The following is a 14,463-nucleotide window of genomic DNA, read 5'->3' as shown; positions in this document are numbered from 1 at the left end:
TTCCCGGGATCGTGGTGCTCACAGCAGTCGCTCCCCTCGCAGGACGGCGGTGATGAACTCGGTGGACTCCTGCGGCGTCGTCTCGGGGTCGACGTCGGCCGGCGCGTACCAGGTCTGCTGCAGACCCGTCGAGACCTCGTTGTAGAACGGGGTCTGCGGCCGGGGGGCCGCCTGGTCGAGGGAGTCCCGGATCACGTCGTACATCGGGAAGGCCTCCTGCACGTCCGGGTCCTCGTAGGCCTCGATGCTGGCCGCGGGGTTGCCGTTCGTGACGAAGTACTCCGCCTGGTTCTCGGGGCTGACGATGCACTCCGTCGCCTGGTAGGCGAGGTCGGTGTGCGCGCCGAACGCCCCGACGCCGAGGCTGATCCCGCCGTAGGGCGGTCGGGCGTCCTCCCCCTCGATCGTCTGCGGGTACAGCGCCCAGCCGATGTCGTCGAGGAGCCCCTGGTCGAGCGACCCGGCCTCGACGGCGCCCTGCGTGGACGACCAGACGAACGGCCAGTTGACCATGAACGACCCGCGGTCCCCCTGGAACAGGGTCAGCGACGCCGGCTCGTCCTCGCTCGGCAGTCCCGGGCCGCCGACGCCCGACGTCCCGATGTCGCCGATGATCCGGGCCGCCTCGGTCCCCGCCTCCGACTCGAGCCCGAGCTGGATGTCCTCGGGCGGGGCCTCCGGGTTCTCGAGGATCTCGCCGCCGGCTCCGGCGACGAGCGCGTTGATCCAGACCGTGAGCGACTCGGCCTTGGCGCCCTGCACGGCGAGCAGCGCGTCCTGGTCCTGCGCCGCCTCGATGATCTGGTCCCACGTGACCGGCCCGCTCATGTCCAGCCCGGCGGCCTCCGCGACCGACTTGCGGTACCAGAGCAGCTGGGTGTTCGCCCAGAACGGGACCGCGACGAGCTCGTCCTTCCACGTCGACGCGTCGATCGCGCCCTGCACCACGTCCTGCGTCGTCGCGTCGGCGACGTCGTCGGGGACGGGGGCGAGGAAGTCGGCCTCGGCGAACTCGGCGATGAACACCGGGTCGAGGCTCATGAGGTCGATCGAGGAGTCCTTCGCCGCGAGGCGACGCGCGAGCTGCTCGCGCTGCGCGGCGGCGTCGCGCGGGAGCAGCTCCGTCTCGATCCGGTACGCGCCGTCGGCCGCCTCGGTGCACGACGCCGCGATCTCCGCCTGGCCCCCGGCGTCCGGGTTGATGTACCACGTGAGGACCGGTGTCCCCTCGTCGCCCGGTCCGCACGCCGCGAGCGGTGCGAGCACCGCCAGGGCGGCGAGGGCGGCGAGCGGTCGGGTGCGTCGGCGCACGTCGGGCTCCCTTCGTCGCGAGGTCGAGATGTGGTGCGGCTCCTCTCCCCATGGCTACACCCCAGCCCCGCGGTTCGCCACGTGAACACCTCCGGCCAGCGTCGTCGCCATCGGTCATCATGGGCGCATGAGCACCCCCGTGGACCAGCGACTCCTCACCCCCGCCGAGGCGTGGGCGACGCTGCGGGCCGGCAACGACCGGTTCGTCGCCGACGCGCCGTTGCACCCCTCCCAGGGCGCGGACCGACGCCGGGAGACGTCGGCGGCGCAGCACCCCCACACCGTCCTCTTCGGGTGCTCCGACTCGCGCGTCGCCGCGGAGATCGTCTTCGACCAGGGTCTCGGCGACATGTTCGTCGTGCGGACGGCGGGCCACGTCGTGGACACCACGGTGCTCGGCTCGATCGAGTACGGCGTCGACATCCTGTCCGCGCCGCTCGTGGTGGTCCTCGGGCACGACTCGTGCGGCGCCGTGGCCGCCGCCGTGAACACGCTCACGACGGGCGCGCAGGCCGACGGGTTCGTCCGCGCCGTCGTCGACCGGGTCATCCCGTCGATCGCCAAGATCACGAGCGCGGGCGGCGGCTCGCTCGAGAGCATCGACCCGGACGTCCTGCGCCGCGAGCACGTGCGCAACACGGTCGACATGCTGCACTCGTACTCGGCCGGGCTCGCCGCGGCGGTCGCCGAGGGCCGCTGTGCGATCGTCGGCGTGGAGTACGACTTCACCGAGGGTCGCGCGCGCCTGGTCGACGTCGTGGGCGACGTGGGCGAGCAGCCCCACGTCGGCGCCTGACCGGCCGTCGGCGCGTCCTCGCCGCACGGGACGGGCACGCGTGACGTCGCTCACCCGGCCTGCCGACAGCCCGTCGCGGTGCGGCAGGATGGTCCCATGACTGCATCCCCCGAGGCACCCGGCGCCGTCGCCGGCGACGCCGCGACCGAGTACCGCATCGAGCACGACACGATGGGCGAGGTGCGCGTCCCTGCGCACGCCCTCTACCGCGCGCAGACCCAGCGCGCGGTCGAGAACTTCCCCATCTCCGGCACCCCGCTCGAGCGAGGGCACATCGAGGCGCTCGCCCGCGTCAAGAAGGCCGCCGCACGCGCGAACGCCGAGCTGGGCGTCCTCGACGAGGACGTCGCCGCCGCGATCGTCGCCGCCGCCGACGAGGTGGCCTCCGGCGCCCACGACGAGCACTTCCCCGTCGACGTCTTCCAGACCGGCTCCGGGACGTCGTCGAACATGAACACCAACGAGGTGCTCGCGACGCTCGCGACGCGCTCGCTCGGCCGCGACGTCCACCCGAACGACCACGTCAACGCGTCGCAGTCGTCCAACGACGTCTTCCCGACGTCGGTGCACGTCGCCGCGACCGCCGGCGTGGTCCGTGACCTCGTGCCCGCGCTCGAGCACCTCGCGGGCGAGCTCGGGGCGAAGGCCACCGAGTTCGCGACGGTCGTCAAGTCGGGCCGCACGCACCTCATGGACGCGACCCCCGTGACGCTGGGCCAGGAGTTCGGCGGGTACGCGGCCGCGATCCGCTACGGGATCGAGCGGCTCCAGGCCGCGCTCCCCCGGGCCGCGGAGGTCCCGCTCGGCGGCACCGCGGTCGGCACGGGCATCAACACCCCGGCCGGGTTCCCACAGCGCGTCATCGCCCTGCTCGTCGAGGACACCGGCCTGCCGCTCACCGAGGCGCGCGACCACTTCGAGGCGCAGTCCGCGCGCGACGGCCTCGTCGAGCTGTCGGGCGCGCTGCGCACGATCGCCGTGTCCCTCACGAAGATCTGCAACGACCTGCGCTGGATGGGCTCCGGTCCCAACACGGGGCTCGGCGAGATCTTCATCCCCGACCTGCAGCCGGGCAGCTCGATCATGCCGGGCAAGGTCAACCCCGTGGTCCCCGAGGCCGTGCTCATGGTCGCGGCGCGCGTGATCGGCAACGACGCGACCGTCGCGTGGGCCGGGGCGTCGGGCAGCTTCGAGCTCAACGTGCAGATCCCCGTCATCGCGCAGGGCGTGCTCGAGTCGGTGCGCCTCCTCGCGAACGCGTCCAGGGTCCTCGCGGACCGGACCGTCGCGGGCATCACCGCCAACGTCGAGAAGGCGCGCGCGTTCGCCGAGTCGTCGCCGTCCATCGTCACGCCGCTCAACCGCGTCATCGGGTACGAGGCCGCGGCGAAGGTCGCGAAGCACTCCGTGAAGGAGGGCCTGACGGTGCGCCAGGCCGTCGTCGACCTCGGCTTCGTCGAGCGCGGCGAGGTCACCGAGGCGCAGCTCGACGAGGCGCTGGACGTGCTGTCGATGACGCGTCCGCCGCAGGGCTGAGGTTCGTCTCACGCTCTCTTGCTCATCCTGGTAGGCCGGGTGGGTGGGGGGCCCCACCCCACCCGGCCTCGTCATGTCACCTCTTGCGGAGCGCGGGTCCGCAAACGGTCGGCACGCCGTCCGAGGATGGTCTGTCCTCCTGGTGCCTCGCCGCCCAGCGCAGGTCCTGCGAGCCCGACCCAGCCAATCAGCCGAGGTGGACGGCCTGCGCGTCACCGGTCGGGAGGAGGCGTTCCTTTGGGCCGCGGACCAGGGCGAACGCGAGGACGGCGCCGAGCGCCATGGTGACGGCCGCGGCGACGAAGACGGCGGAATAGCCGTCCACCAGGTCGGCCGGGGTGGGTGCGCCCGCCGCGGGCAGCGCGCTCGCGTAGATCGTCGTGAAGACCGAGAGGCCGATCGATCCCCCGATCTGCATCGCCGCGTTGACGGTCGCGCTCGCGGCACCGGCGTCGTGCGGGGCGACGCCCGCGAGGGCGACGTTCTGGAGCGGGACGAGGACGAGCGCGAGCCCGACGCCGAGCACGAGCTGCGACGGCAGGATCTCCGCGGCGTACGAGCCGTCGACCGTGACCCTGCTGAGCAGGAGCAGCCCTGCCGCGGCGACGAGCGGGCCCGCGATCATGAGCGGTCGCGGGCCGACGCGGGGCAGCAGGACCGTGGTGACGACCGGCGCGAGGACCAGGATGACGAGCGTCATCGGCACGGAGCCCAGGCCCGCGCGCAGCGGCGGGAGGCCCATGACGACCTGCAGGTGGAACGACAGGTAGAGCAGGGCGCCGATCATGAGCGTGCCGACGATCGCCTGGAGGAGGAACGCACCGGCGCGGACCGGGTCGCGCACGATCCGCAGCGGCAGGAGCGGCTGGTCCACGCGCGACTCGACGACGACGAAGGCGGCGAGCAGCACGACCCCGAGGACGAGGAGCGCGACGGTCGCGGGCGACGTCCAGGAGTGCTCGGCCAGCGTGAGCCCGTAGACGAGGGCGCCGAGGCCGAGGACGACGAGGACGGTGCCCACGACGTCGTAGCGGTTGTCGCCGTCCGCGCGGCTCTCGCGGACGAGCAGCGCTGCCGCGACGAGGCCGGCGACCGTGACCGGCACGTTGACCCACAGGCACCAGCGCCAGTCGGCGAGCTCGGTGAGGAGCCCGCCGAGCACGAGACCGACGGCGGCACCGACGCCCGCGACCGACCCGAAGACCGCGAACGCGGTGTTGCGCTCCTTCCCGCTCGGGAACGAGACGGTGAGCAGCGCGAGCGCCGCCGGCGCGAGGAGCGCGGCGAACGCGCCCTGGAGACCGCGGGTCGCGATGAGGGCGACGCCCGTCGGCGCGAAGCCCGCGAGCAGCGACGCGACGCCGAACCCGGCCATGCCGAGCAGGAACGTGCGCTTGCGTCCCCAGTAGTCGGCGATCCGGCCGCCGAGCAGGAGCAGCGCGCCGAACGCGAGCGCGTACGCGGTGACGACCCACTGCCTCTGCGCGTCGCTCAAGCCGAGCTCGGCCTGCGCCTGCGGCAGCGCGATGCTCACGATCGTGCCGTCGAGCACGACGAGGAGCTGGGTGAGGGCGAGGACGACGAGGACCCACCATCGGCGCGCGTCGCGCGGCGCACCCGGGTCCGTCGCGGAGGAGTCCGGCGTCGCGGCGGCAGCAGTGCCGGGCGCGGCGGGAGCGGGGGGGGGCGGTGAGGGCATGAGCGACCTTCGGGCGCGGAGGGGGGATCGTGGGGTTTCCAGCCCGGACCGGTCGTGCCCTGCGCGCTGCGCTGGCACCCGGCCGCTCCAACCGCGGGGTCGGACAGACGTGCCACCCTAGCGCACGCGCACCCCCGCACAGCGGCGCCCCGCGCCTGATCGTGACCGATGGCACACCGTCGGGCGGACCGTCAGCGCTCCACCGGGTCGAGCCGCCGCAGGACCGGGGCGAGGAGGGCCGCGAGAGTCGCGCGGTCGTCGGCCGACAGGCCGGCGAGGGCGTCTTCCTCGAGGGCGAGCTGGCGCGGGAACACGTCGTCGACGAGCGCCCGGCCGGCGTCGGTGAGCTCCACGACGACCCCCCGGCGGTCGCGCTCGAGGACCGTCCGCGCGACGAGCCCCGCGCGTTCGAGGCGGTCGAGACGCTTGGTGATCGACGCCCCGGGCGCGCCGGTCAGGGTCGTCACCTCCCCGGCGCGCAGCGGCCGGCCCGTGCGACGCAGGGCCGTGAGCACGTCCAGCTCGGGACGGGAGACCTCGCGCTCGTCCAGCGCCGCGTCGACCCGGGCGTCGAGGAGCCCGGCGATGCGGCGCAGCCGCGCGGTCACGTCGGCGACCGACGTGTCCACCTCGGGCAGCTGCTCTGCCCACTGCTCCCGGAGGCGCTCGACGTAGTCCACGGTGTCCAGGATAGGGCGCGGCTCACAGTATTTCACCGGTGAAACATCGGGGAATCATCGATACCCTGGTCGCGATGCCCCTCTCCCTCGCCCCCGTCCGCAGCACCGCACGGACCGTCCTGGACCCGTCCCACCTCTCCGCGGCCCTGCGCGCGAGCCCCGCGGACGCGACTGTCGCCGCGGCGCTGAGGTGCGGCGCGGCCGTCGCCCTCGCGCTCGCCGTGCCCGGCCTGCTCGGCCGCACGGACCTCGCCGCGTTCGCGTCGCTCGGCGCCCTCACGTCCCTGTACGGCCGGTACGACCCGTACCGTCGGCGCGCGTCGCTCCTCGCGGGCGTCGGCGTCGTGATGACCGCGAGCATCGCGCTCTTCACGGCGCTCGCCGCGCTCGCGGTCCCCCCGGCCGTGCTGCTCGCGGGCGTCGCTGCGCTGGCCGCGGGCTCCACGGCGCTGTGCGCACTACTGCGCACCGGGCCGCCCGGGGCGACGATCGTCGTCTTCGCCGCCGGCGCCGGGCTCGCGGGAGCGCCCGGTCTCGAGGACGTCGGGCCGCGTGCCGTCGCCGCCGCGCTGGGTGCGCTGCTCGCCTGGGTCGTGTGCACGGCCGGTGCCGTCGTCCGGCCGTCCGGCCCGGCGCGGCTTGCCGTGCGACGGGCCCTCGACGCGACACGCGCCGCCGCCGCGTCCTCCGACGCGACGGCAGGGCCCGCCTCCGACGCGGCGGCCGGCCCCGGCTCCGACGCCGCCCGCCGCGCCGTCGCCCGGGCCCGCGAGGTGCTCGCCGACGACCTGTCGTGGCGTCTCCCCCGGGCGGCGGCCCTCGAGCTCTCGGCGGAGCTCGACCTCGTGGAGCGCACGCTCGGGACGTCCGGCGCGGGCGTCCGGGACGCGCCCGTCGAGCGGCGCACCACGCTGCGGGACCAGGCGCGCCGGAACCTCTCCGGGCGCTGGCGGCTGCCGACCGCGCGCGTCGCGGTCGCGGGTGTCGTCGCCGGAGGCGTGGCGTCGCTCGCGGGCCTCGGGCACGCCGCTTGGGCGACGATGGGGTCGACCGCGGTGCTCCAGGGCGACTCCGACCGGAACGCGGTCGTGCGTGCGCTCCAGCGCGGTGCCGGGACGGTCGTCGGGGCGCTCCTCGCGTGGCCCCTGCTCGCCGCCCACCTCGGGTTCTGGGCGACGGCCGCCGTCGTGGTGGTCCTCCAGACCGTCACGGAGGTGGTCGTCGGCCGCCACTACGGCCTCGCGATGCTCACCATCACGCCGATGGCGCTGCTCATGACGTCCCTCGCGCACCCCGCGGAGCCCGCCTCGCTCGCGCTCGACCGCGCCCTCGACACCGTGGTCGGCGCCGCCGTCGGCCTGCTCGCCGTGGTCCTCCTGCACGCCCGGCCGACGGCATCGGACCCCGGGAGCGACGACCCCGGTCCGACGGGGGAGGTCCCGGTCGCGGCCGGCTCCTCCCCCGCAGGACCGGGGCTCGCGCCCTCGGCCGTCAGACCTCGATCGACTCCAGCATCTCCGTCACGAGCGCAGCGACGGGCGACCGCTCGGAGCGCGTGAGCGTCACGTGCGCGAACAGCGGGTGCCCCTTGAGCGCCTCGATCACCGCGGCGACGCCGTCGTGCCGCCCGACGCGCAGGTTGTCCCGCTGCGCGACGTCGTGCGTGAGCACGACGCGCGACGACTGCCCGATGCGCGAGAGCACGGTCAGGAGAACGTTGCGCTCGAGCGACTGGGCCTCGTCGACGATGACGAACGCGTCGTGCAGGGACCTGCCGCGGATGTGCGTGAGCGGCAGGACCTCGAGCATGTCGCGGTCGATCACCTCGTCGAGGACCTGCGGGGAGACGAGAGCACCGAGGGTGTCGTACACCGCCTGCGCCCAGGGGTTCATCTTCTCGGCCTCGGAGCCGGGCAGGTACCCGAGCTCCTGGCCCCCCACGGCGTAGAGCGGCCGGAACACCATGACCTTGCGGTGCTGACGGCGCTCCATCACGGCCTCGAGACCGGCGCACAGCGCGAGCGCCGACTTGCCCGTCCCCGCGCGACCGCCGAGCGAGAGGATCCCGACGCTGTCGTCGAGGAGCAGGTCGATCGCGACCCGCTGCTCGGCGGACCGCCCGTGCAGGCCGAACAGGTCGCGGTCGCCGCGCACGAGCTGCACGTGCTTGTCGGCCGTGACCCTGCCGAGCGCCGACCCGCGCGGCGAGTGCACCACGAGGCCCGTGTGGCAGTGCAGGGGGCCGGCGGCCTCGACGACCGCGGGGTCGAGGCTCGCGATCTCGACGGACTCGTGCTCCCACAGGGACGCGGTCTCCTCGTCGGTGAACGAGATCTCGCTCATCCCCGTCCAGCCGGAGTCCACGGCGAGCTCCGCGCGGTACTCCTCGGCGCGCAGCCCGACGGCCGACGCCTTGACGCGCATCGGCAGGTCCTTCGACACGACCGTCACGTCGTGACCCTCGGTCGCGAGGTTCGCCGCGACGGACAGGATGCGTGTGTCGTTGTCCCCCAGGCGGAAGCCGGCCGGCAGCACCGTGGGATCCGTGTGGTTGAGCTCGACGCGCAACGTGCCGCCCACGTCGCCGACCGGGATCGGCGCGTCGAGGCGGCCGTGCTTCACCCGCAGCTCGTCGAGCATGCGCAGCGCGCTGCGGGCGAAGTACCCGAGCTCCGCGTGGTGCCGCTTGGCCTCGAGCTCCGTGATGACGACGACCGGGAGGACGACGTCGTGCTCGGCGAACCGCCCGATGGCGCGCGGGTCGCTCAGGAGGACCGAGGTGTCGACGACGAACGTCCGGCGTCCGTCGTCGTCCGGGGCAGGACCGGGGGTGGGTGAGGTGTGGACCACGAGGGCTCCCCTCCGGCGCGCGAACGCCGTGCTCTTCCAGGGTGTGGCAGGCGACCGGCTTCCGGGCCGTGGGTGCGACGGCTCAGCAGTGCCGGTGCCGGCCCTCCTGAGCGGAGCATGAACCCCATCGGCTGGCCTCCCGGAGGACGGCGATGGTGCCGTCCGTCCCTCGCGAAACTACGCCCGTGTGATTCCGATCACCAGCCCTGCGCCCCCGTGTCGCCGAGGTTTAACCCGCCGTTCACGTCGAGCCCGCGACCGTCAGTGCTCGACGTGCCGGCGCGGCATGGCGAGCGCGCACGCGAGGCCCACCACGAGCACCGCGGCCGTGACCGCGAGCGTCTGGCCGGCCGCCGTCGCGAAACCGGCGTGGAACGCGGTCGTGGCGGCCTCGCCGACCTGGCGCGCGACGTCGTCGGGCACGCCCGCCGGGAGGTCCGGCATGCCGGAGCCGCCCTCGAGCGACCCGCCCGCGCCCGCGAAGCCGTCGAGGAACGGCTGACGGACCGCCTCGGGCAGGGACGCCGCGGCGTCCTGCGCCGCGGCAGGGAGGGTCACGGCGAGGCGCGCGGTGAGGGTCGCGACGACCGCGGCCGACCCGATCACGCCGCCCACCTGGCGCGTCGTGTTGAACGCGCCCGCCCCGGCCCCGGCGGTGCGGCCGTCCAGGCCCGACGTCGCGAGGTTGGCGAGCGGCGAGAAGACGCACCCGGTCCCGATGCCGAACAGCGTCATCGGCGCGATGATCGCCGCGACCGACACCCCGGGCGCGACGACGGCCGCGAGCCACGCCACCGCCACGGCGAGGACGCCGAAGCCCGTCGCGACGACCCACTTCGCGGGCACGCGGTCCGAGAGGCGTCCCGCGAGCGGCGCGACGATCCCGGACACGAGCGAGCCGGGCAGGTTGATCAGCGCCGCGTGCAGCGGCGACAGGCCGAGGATCGACTGCAGGAAGATCGTGAGCGGGAAGAAGATCCCGATCATCGCGAACGACACGGACATGCCCGCGACGTTCGCGAGCGAGAAGGTGCGCGAGCGGAACAGCTTCAGCGGCAGGAGCGCCCCGTCGCCGAGCCGGTGCTGCCACCAGACGAACACGACGAGAACCGCCAGCCCGAGCCCGATCATGCCCCACACGGTGACGAAGCCCGTGATGGTGCCCCAGTCGTACGTCTCGCCCTCCTGGAGACCGAACACGACGGCGAACAGCCCGACGACCGACAGCACGACGCCCAGGACGTCGAACGTGCGCTTGTTGGTCGCGAGCCGCGGCAGCCGCGTGAGCCCGAGCCACAGCGCGACGACGCCCACCGGGACGTTGACGAAGAAGATCCACTCCCAGCCCCACGTCTCGACGAACACGCCGCCGAGCAGCGGGCCGGCGATCGTCGCGACGCCGGCGGTCGCGCCCCACAGGCCCATGGCCGCGCCGCGCTGGGTCGCCGGGAAGACGCGCGTGATCATCGCCATGGTCTGCGGCGTCATGAGAGCCGCGCCGACGCCCTGGACGACGCGCGCGGCGATGAGCATCCCGATCGACCCCGACAGCCCGCACCACGCCGAGGCGAGCGTGAAGACGACGAGCCCCGCGACGAACACGGGCTTGGGCCCGTACCGGTCGCCGAGGCGCCCGGCCAGGAGGAGGAGCACGGCGTACGAGAGCAGGTAGGCGCTGTTGACCCAGCCGACCGCGACGAGGCTCGCGTCGAGCTCGCGCTGGAGCGTCGGCACGGCGATGTTCACGATCGTCGTGTCGACCATGATCATGAAGAAGCCGAGGATCAACGGCGGCAGGATGCTCCACGCGCTGCGGCCGTGCAGGTCCACGAGGGGCACGACACCGGTCCGGGGCGCGGGCGCCTCGACGGAGGTCGGGGCGGCGGCACGTTCGGACGGACCGGTTCCAGCGGGAGGAGTGGGCACAAGCGATCATAGGAGCGTCCCCGCGCGGTGGCGACACGGCCGCCCCGGTAGCGTCGGGCGCATGGGCCTCCCCGACCTGCACGACCTCGACGCGACCGCGCTCGCGGAGGCGCTCCGGGTCGGCGACGTCTCGCCGACCGAGGTGCTCGCCGCCACCCTCGAGGCGGCCGAGCAGACGGGCGCGGCGCTCGGCGCCTTCGCGGTGCTGGCGCCCGGTCTCTCGAGCGCGCAGGCCGAGGCGGCGGAGGCCGCGCTCGTCGCGGCGCGCCGTGACCGGACCGCCGACGTGCCGGGCGCGCTCCCCCCGTTCCTCGGTGTCCCGTGCCCGGTCAAGGACCTCACGATGGTCGCCGGGGTGCCGATGCGCGCCGGGTCCGGGGCGCTCGACCCGTTCCTGCCCGCGGTCGACGACGGCGTCGTGACGCTCCTGCGCGCCGCGGGCACGGTGCTCGTCGGCAAGACCTCGACGCCCGAGCTCGGCCTCCCCTGCTACACCGAGCCCGACACCGGCCCTCCGGCACGCACGCCGTGGGACCTCGCGCGGTCCGCCGGCGGGTCGAGCGGAGGCGCCGCCGCGGCCGTCGCGGGGCGCGTCGTGCCCGTCGCGCACGGCAGCGACGGCGGCGGTTCGCTGCGCATCCCCGCGAGCGCGTGCGGCCTGGTCGGCCTCAAGCCCTCGCGGGGCCGCGTGAGCCCGGGACCGTCCGGGGTCGACGGCGCCGGGCTCGCCACGCACGGCGTCCTCACCCGGTCCGTCCGGGACACGGCAGCCTTCCTCGACGTGCTCGCGCGGCCGTGGCCGGGCGACACGTTCACGGGTGGCGACGTCGCGCCGTCGGGCACGCGCTCGCGCGAGCTCCTCACCGGCGCGGACGGCCCGCCGCGGTCGTTCGTCGCGGCGCTCGGCGCGACCGTCCCGCACGGCTCGCGAGGAAGAACCCTGCGGGTCGGGCTGCTCCTCGACCCCGTGATCGCCGCCGACGGCCCGGTGCACCCGGCGTGCGCGGCTGCGGCCCGGACCGTCGCGGTGCTCCTCGCGGACGCCGGCCACGAGGTCGTCGAGGTCGCTCCCCCGTTCCCGGCCGAGCGCTGGGACGCGTTCGCGGCCCTGTGGTCGGTCGGCGCGCTCCAGGCGCCCGTACCGGCGGACCGCGAGCGCCTCCTCGTCCCGCTCACGCGCTGGCTGCGGGAGCGCGGACGCGCGGTCACGGGTCTCGAGCACGCGACGGCGCTCGCCGGGGTGCAGGCCCTCGCGCGCGAGGTCGCCGCGGCGTGGGCCGGCGTCGACGTCGTCGTGTCCCCGACGCTCGCCCAGCCGCCCGCGCTCGTCGGCACCCAGCGGCTCGACGACGACCCCGCCGCCGACTTCGCGGCGCAGACCGCGTTCACCCCGTGGACGAGCCTGTACAACCTCACCGGCCGACCGGCGATCTCGCTGCCGCTCGGCGAGGCGCGCGTCGAGGACGCCGACGGCACCGCGCGAACGGTCCCCGTCGGCGTGATGCTCGGCGCAGCCCACGGCGACGACGCGCTGCTGCTGTGCCTCGCCGCGCTGCTGGAGCAGGCGGCGCCCTGGTCCGACCGCCGTCCCCCGGAGGTGCCATGAGCTACGCCGCGCTGCTGTTCGCCGTGAACGTCGGCGGACGCAAGGTCCCGTCGACGCGGCTGCGCGCCCTGGCCGGCGAGCTCGGGTTCGCCGCGCCCCGCACGATCGTCAACAGCGGCAACCTCGTGGTGGCGGCCGGCGGCTCGGGCGCGAGGTCGGCCGCGGACGTGGCGCGTCTCGTCCACGACGGCGTGGTCGAGGAGTTCGGCGTCGACGCGACCGTCGTCGTGCTGACGACCGCGCAGCTCGAGCGGATCGTCGCCGACGTCCCCTGGCCGAAGGCCGCGCGCGAGGACCCGTCGCACGTGCTCGTGCTCGTCGGGGCGGAGCCGGTCGACGCCGCGGGGATCGCACGGCTGGACCTGTCCACCGCGGGGCGCGAGAGCCTCGCCGTCGCGCACGGCGTGCTCTACGCGCGGTACCCCGACGGCATCGGCCGGTCGCCGCTCACGACGACCGTGCTGTCGCGCGCCGCGGGAACGCCCGTGACGGGCCGGAACTGGAACACCGTCACGCGGCTGCTCGAGCTGGCGCGAGAGGTCGACGGCGACGGGGCGACGACGCCGCCCACCTGACCCCGCTCGTCGTTCGCGGGCGCGCGGGCGCGGTGCCCGACCGCCGCGTAGGATCGTCCCCGGTGTGCCGGGAAGTCTGGTCGGCGACGCGTTCAGCGACCCCTCGTGTCGCCCTCCCGCCACCGACCTCCCCAGGAGAACCATGACTGCTGCGTCCCCGTCCACCGCGCCTTCCTCGTCCGCACCCGGCCCGCTGCGCCGCTGGGCGAGCCGCGAGACGACGGGAGGCGCGCTGCTCATCGGCGCCGCCCTCGTCGCGCTCCTCTGGGCGAACTCCCCGTGGCGCGACGCGTACTTCACGCTGTCGAACGCCGTCCTCGGCCCCTCGGCCCCGCTGCACCTCGACCTCACGCTCGCGACGTGGGCGGCGGACGGGCTGCTCGCCGTCTTCTTCTTCGTCGTCGGGGTCGAGCTCAAGCAGGAGTTCGTCGCCGGGAGCCTGCGCAACCCGAAGCAGGCCGGGGTCCCGATGCTCGCCGCCGTCGGTGGCATGGCGGTCCCGGCGGCGATCTTCGTCGTCGTGCTGCTCGTCCTGGGCGACCCGAGCGCGCTGCACGGGTGGGCGATCCCGACCGCGACCGACATCGCGTTCGCCCTCGGCGTGCTCGCCGTCTTCGGGCGCGGGCTGCCCGTCGCGATCCGCACGTTCCTCCTCACGCTCGCGGTCGTCGACGACCTGCTCGCGATCGTCATCATCGCGATCTTCTACACCGAGGACCTCGACTGGCTCTTCCTCGGTCTCTCGCTGGTCGCCGTCGCGCTGTACGCGGTGCTCGTCCGTGCCCGGCGCACGCACTGGTGGCTCCTGCTCCCCGTCGCCGCCGTCGCGTGGGCGTTCATGCACGAGTCGGGCGTCCACGCGACCATCGCCGGCGTCCTCCTCGGCTTCGCGGTCCCGGCGCTCGTCGTCCACGGTGAGAGCGAGTCGCGCACGCACCGCTTCGAGCGCACGGTCCGGCCGGTCTCGCAGGGCATCGCCCTCCCCCTCTTCGCGTTCTTCGCCGCGGGCGTGTCGATCGTCGGCGGCGAGACCCCGGTCTCCGAGGTCCTCGCCCAGCCCGTCGTGCTCGCCATCGTGCTCGGCCTCGTCCTCGGCAAGCTCATCGGCGTCCTCGGGGTCACCGCGCTCGTCACGCGCTTCACCCCGCTGCGTCTCGCCGCCGGGATCGGGGTGCGCGACCTGTTGCCGGTCGGTCTCCTCGCGGGGATCGGCTTCACGGTGTCGCTCCTCATCGCCGAGCTCTCCTTCCCCGACGCCGAGCACACCGACGGCGCGAAGATCGCGATCCTCGCCGCCTCGACGATCGCCGCGGTGCTCGCCGCGTTCTCGCTGCGGTGGGACGCGCGCAAGGCCCGCTCCGACGACATGAACCGCGACGACCTGCCCGACGAGGTCACCGACCTCATCGGCGACGAGAAGGACCGGCTCGAGCACTGACGCCCGGCGCGCGACGCGCGCCCGAGGGCACCGGTCGCCCGGACAC

General features: G+C 74.6%; 11 protein-coding genes. 6 read left to right on the top strand and 5 right to left on the bottom strand.

Annotation, left to right across the window (positions count from 1 at the left end):
- Positions 1-18: 18 nt before the first annotated feature.
- Complete coding sequence (locus NFS20_RS18195; protein WP_251153219.1) at positions 19-1,311, bottom strand: extracellular solute-binding protein; 1,293 nt, start codon at positions 1,309-1,311, stop codon at positions 19-21.
- A gap of 127 nt (positions 1,312-1,438) precedes the next feature.
- Here NFS20_RS18195 and NFS20_RS18190 point away from each other — a divergent pair, with 127 nt between their 5' ends.
- Both NFS20_RS18190 and NFS20_RS18185 read left to right on the top strand, forming a co-directional pair.
- On the top strand, positions 1,439-2,107 hold the full coding sequence (locus NFS20_RS18190; RefSeq protein ID WP_251153218.1) for a carbonic anhydrase: 669 nt from the start codon (positions 1,439-1,441) through the stop codon (positions 2,105-2,107).
- Positions 2,108-2,203: 96 nt separating this feature from the next.
- Positions 2,204-3,643 (top strand): class II fumarate hydratase, encoded by a 1,440-nt coding sequence (locus tag NFS20_RS18185; RefSeq protein WP_251153217.1) that lies wholly within the window; start codon positions 2,204-2,206, stop codon positions 3,641-3,643.
- A 187-nt stretch (positions 3,644-3,830) separates the two neighbouring features.
- On the opposite strand, the gene NFS20_RS18180 is transcribed toward NFS20_RS18185, so the two are convergent.
- Both NFS20_RS18180 and NFS20_RS18175 read right to left on the bottom strand, forming a co-directional pair.
- Positions 3,831-5,342 (bottom strand): MFS transporter, encoded by a 1,512-nt coding sequence (locus NFS20_RS18180; protein ID WP_251153216.1) that lies wholly within the window; start codon positions 5,340-5,342, stop codon positions 3,831-3,833.
- A gap of 191 nt (positions 5,343-5,533) precedes the next feature.
- Positions 5,534-6,022 carry a MarR family winged helix-turn-helix transcriptional regulator gene (locus NFS20_RS18175; RefSeq protein ID WP_251153215.1) on the bottom strand — a complete coding sequence of 163 codons (489 nt, stop codon included), beginning with the start codon at positions 6,020-6,022 and terminating at the stop codon, positions 5,534-5,536.
- Between the two features lie 74 nt (positions 6,023-6,096).
- Between NFS20_RS18175 and NFS20_RS18170 the strand changes: the two genes are divergently transcribed.
- Positions 6,097-7,581: an FUSC family protein gene (locus tag NFS20_RS18170; RefSeq protein WP_251153214.1), complete on the top strand. Its 1,485-nt coding sequence runs from the start codon at positions 6,097-6,099 to the stop codon at positions 7,579-7,581.
- On the opposite strand, the gene phoH2 is transcribed toward NFS20_RS18170, so the two are convergent.
- Together phoH2 and NFS20_RS18160 are read right to left on the bottom strand one after the other, a co-directional pair.
- On the bottom strand, positions 7,514-8,872 hold the full coding sequence (phoH2, locus tag NFS20_RS18165) for an RNA 5'-3' helicase PhoH2 (RefSeq protein ID WP_251153213.1): 1,359 nt from the start codon (positions 8,870-8,872) through the stop codon (positions 7,514-7,516). The two genes, NFS20_RS18170 and phoH2, sit on opposite strands and share 68 nt — an antisense overlap.
- Before the next feature lie 261 nt (positions 8,873-9,133).
- The gene (locus tag NFS20_RS18160; protein ID WP_251153212.1) at positions 9,134-10,711 is read right to left on the bottom strand and encodes a DHA2 family efflux MFS transporter permease subunit; all 1,578 of its coding nucleotides are present in this window, start codon (positions 10,709-10,711) and stop codon (positions 9,134-9,136) included.
- Between the two features lie 148 nt (positions 10,712-10,859).
- Between NFS20_RS18160 and NFS20_RS18155 the strand changes: the two genes are divergently transcribed.
- From NFS20_RS18155 to nhaA, 3 genes are all read left to right on the top strand, one after another.
- Positions 10,860-12,404: an amidase gene (locus NFS20_RS18155; protein ID WP_251153211.1), complete on the top strand. Its 1,545-nt coding sequence runs from the start codon at positions 10,860-10,862 to the stop codon at positions 12,402-12,404.
- On the top strand, positions 12,401-12,979 hold the full coding sequence (locus NFS20_RS18150) for a DUF1697 domain-containing protein (protein WP_251153210.1): 579 nt from the start codon (positions 12,401-12,403) through the stop codon (positions 12,977-12,979). Before NFS20_RS18155 ends, NFS20_RS18150 begins: the two co-directional genes overlap by 4 nt.
- 142 nt (positions 12,980-13,121) lie before the next feature.
- Entirely contained in the window at positions 13,122-14,417 is a 1,296-nt protein-coding gene (gene nhaA / locus NFS20_RS18145; protein ID WP_251153209.1) for a Na+/H+ antiporter NhaA, read from the top strand.
- Positions 14,418-14,463 lie beyond the last annotated feature (46 nt).

Origin of the sequence: Cellulosimicrobium sp. Marseille-Q4280, from assembly GCF_943181405.1 — a bacterium.
Lineage (GTDB): Bacteria > Actinomycetota > Actinomycetes > Actinomycetales > Cellulomonadaceae > Cellulosimicrobium.
This window is presented reverse-complemented; position numbering and strand designations above follow the sequence as displayed.

Excerpts from the sequence above, each read along its gene's own strand:
- NFS20_RS18190 (WP_251153218.1), top strand. The coding sequence starts at position 1,439 with ATGAGCACCCCCGTGGACCAGCGACTCCTCACCCCCGCCGAGGCGTGG.
- NFS20_RS18170 (WP_251153214.1), top strand. The coding sequence starts at position 6,097 with ATGCCCCTCTCCCTCGCCCCCGTCCGCAGCACCGCACGGACCGTCCTG.
- NFS20_RS18185 (WP_251153217.1), top strand. The coding sequence starts at position 2,204 with ATGACTGCATCCCCCGAGGCACCCGGCGCCGTCGCCGGCGACGCCGCG.
- NFS20_RS18180 (WP_251153216.1), bottom strand. The coding sequence starts at position 5,342 with ATGCCCTCACCGCCCCCCCCCGCTCCCGCCGCGCCCGGCACTGCTGCC.
- NFS20_RS18155 (WP_251153211.1), top strand. The coding sequence starts at position 10,860 with ATGGGCCTCCCCGACCTGCACGACCTCGACGCGACCGCGCTCGCGGAG.
- nhaA (WP_251153209.1), top strand. The coding sequence starts at position 13,122 with ATGACTGCTGCGTCCCCGTCCACCGCGCCTTCCTCGTCCGCACCCGGC.
- NFS20_RS18150 (WP_251153210.1), top strand. The coding sequence starts at position 12,401 with ATGAGCTACGCCGCGCTGCTGTTCGCCGTGAACGTCGGCGGACGCAAG.